The organism is Sulfurimonas sp., assembly GCF_026988655.1.
Classification (GTDB): Bacteria; Campylobacterota; Campylobacteria; order Campylobacterales; family Sulfurimonadaceae; genus Sulfurimonas.
In genome coordinates this window covers 1-2,558 of the sequence record NZ_JALSKT010000070.1, presented here as the reverse complement: position 1 = coordinate 2,558, position 2,558 = coordinate 1, and the positions used below count along the sequence as shown (strand labels likewise).

Sequence of the window (2,558 nt, the reverse complement as noted above, 5' to 3'; positions counted from 1 at the left end):
CAGATAAAAGCCCAAGGTAAGATAAGGGCATCTTTCACCAAATCAGCCACATCAAAAACCAAAGCACCTCGTCTTGTTTTTCCATGCATCAGTGCAAAACCGTGAGGTATTCCTAAAACCCATAAAGTTGAAGCTGCTAAGCCATAAGCTAAATAATTTCCATGATTTAAAAAAGCATTTGCATCATCTGCAGCATTATACTCTCTTGTGAAGCCTATTTGATTAGTTGTTTTTGCAGCATATTTGTAGAGTTTTTTTGTTAAATCTGCTTCAAGCTGTAGAAGTTTTCCTACACTGTAAGCTTCTTTGATATTTGAAATAGCTATTTCTAAATCTTTTTCTATCTCCTCTATGTTAAAACCTGCCATTTTTAAATCTTTATCAGATGTATAAACTTTTTTGATGAAATTTATTCGAGAAATTTGAAGTTTTTTAGCAGACTCTAAACGCTTAGCTTCATCAAACCAAAAACTCATCCACCCTTGTATATACTCTGTCGGTCTGTATTCGCTTTGTGGAGTGAGCCACTCTATCTCAGTTGCCATAAGAAGAGGTGTTGCACCACTACCACTAAAACCAACTAAGACACCTGCTTGTGCGAGCATCCTCATCGCTGCTTGGGTTATAGATGTTCCTGTTCCTAAAAGCAAGCAGGTAGTATTTGCAATAGGAATATTCCAGTACTGATACTCTTTTTTTGATTCACTCAAGTACAAAACCCGTCCATCTTTTTGCATCACTCGACAATATTCAAGATAGTAAATATTGGCTCTTTTTGAATGAAGTATTGCTTTTAAATCTGTTAACTGTTCCAATTTATTTTCCTTATTTAAGTATATCGAACTTTTAAATAAAATTTATATAAATTAATTAATATTTATATAAAATAATTTTTTATGTTATCATCCATAAGAGATACAAAAGTTCTTATTAGGCAACTTTGGATATACTTTTATTATATTACTTAAATACATAATTTTTTTGATATTTTAGTTGCTAGAGTAATAAATCAAATACTAAAGAGAAACATAATGAAAAGACTTTTTTTCCTAAATCACTCACCAATTAATGTCCTATTTACAAAAAATTCAAATGATTTTGTGGTAAATGAGATCCCACTTTATGAGTTTAGTGGAGAGGGTGAGCACCTAGTTTTGCATGTAAGAAAAAAGGATCTTACGACATGGCAGATGGTGCAGCGTCTCAGTGAGGTTTGTGGAGCAAAAACGCGTGATTTTGGATATGCAGGGTTGAAAGACAAAGATGGTATGACAACACAGTATGTGTCTGTCCATAAGAGTTTTGAATCGAAATTAGAAAACTTTAAAGATGATAAGATAAAAATACTTTCAAAGACATACCACAACAATAAGATTAGAGTAGGGCATTTAAAAGGAAATAGATTTTTTATAAGACTTAAAAGGGTAGATAAAGTAAGTGGACAGAAGCTAGGTAATGCACTTAAAACTCTCAAAAAAGAAGGGTTTCCAAACTTTTTTGGCTATCAAAGATTTGGAAGAGAGGGTGATAACTATGTCCTTGGTAGAGAGATTTTAGAGGGTAAAAGAAAAGAGAGAAAAAGAAAAATGAAGATGTTCTTCATAAGTTCTTATCAAAGTTATCTTTTTAATAACTGGTTATCATATAGGTTGGAGATTGGGCATATACTAGATGGATTTAATGATAATGAGGCAGCAAAAGCACTTGGTTTTTCAGTTGAGATGATTAAAAGCCTAAGAAAACAGAAAAAATTCTTTAAGGTTTTTGAAGGAGATGTTGCTCACCACTATCCTAATGGAAAACCTTTTATAGTAGAAGATATTGAAAAAGAGGTTCAAAGGTTTGAAGAGCAAGATACTACCATAACAGGTTGGCTTCCTGGTCACAGGAGTATGCAAAGTGAAGGCTTTTCTAAAGAGATAGATAAAAATATATATGCAGAATCAGACCCATTTTTAAGTCAGATGGACGGTACCCGCAGATTTGGCTGGGCTTTCTTAAAAGATGTTGAGTACAAATATATAGACGAAGAAAACTGGTTTGAGATGCACTTCTCTTTACCAAAGGGATCTTATGCTACAGTTGTTTTAGAAGAGTTAACACACAATTTAAAATAATATGATATAATTTTTGTAAAGGTACAGCTGATGACAGCCTGCCCATACTTTTTTATTATATTTTTTAGTTAATAAAACTTCAAATAAAAAAGTATGGGCAGGAGGAAAGTCCGGGCTGCAATGAGACATGGTTCCGTCTAACGGACGGCTGGGGTAACCCAAGGGAAAGTGCAACAGAGAATAGACTACCTGCCCATATCTTTTTTATTATATTTTTTAGTTAATAAAACTTCAAATAAAAAAGTATGGGTAGGAAAAGGTGAAACGGTGGGGTAAGAGCCTACCAGTCTTTTGAGTAATCATAAGAGCTTTGTAAACCCAACCTGCAGCAAGAATGGATTGGTCAGTCTCATAATTTTACCATTCGCTAGAGTACTATTGCAAGATAGTAAGTAGATAAATTGTCATCCTTTGACATAACTCGGCTTATGCTGTGCCTTT

At 33.6% G+C, this 2,558-nt stretch carries 2 protein-coding genes and 1 other RNA gene; 2 read left to right on the top strand and 1 reads right to left on the bottom strand.

Features of this window, described 5'->3' with window-relative positions; translation table 11 throughout:
• On the bottom strand, positions 1–815 hold an 815-nt coding region (gene cas1f, locus MV052_RS07575), incomplete at its 3' end, for a type I-F CRISPR-associated endonuclease Cas1f (RefSeq protein WP_297442655.1).
• Positions 816–1,031: 216 nt separating this feature from the next.
• Here cas1f and truD point away from each other — a divergent pair.
• Both truD and rnpB read left to right on the top strand, forming a co-directional pair.
• Positions 1,032–2,117 carry a tRNA pseudouridine(13) synthase TruD gene (gene truD / locus MV052_RS07570; RefSeq protein ID WP_297442652.1) on the top strand — a complete coding sequence of 362 codons (1,086 nt, stop codon included), beginning with the start codon at positions 1,032–1,034 and terminating at the stop codon, positions 2,115–2,117.
• A gap of 18 nt (positions 2,118–2,135) precedes the next feature.
• Positions 2,136–2,558, top strand: an RNA gene (rnpB, locus tag MV052_RS07565) — RNase P RNA component class A.

Bases quoted from the DNA above. Each gene is read 5' to 3' on its own strand.
- truD (WP_297442652.1), top strand. From the start codon at position 1,032: ATGAAAAGACTTTTTTTCCTAAATCACTCACCAATTAATGTCCTATTT.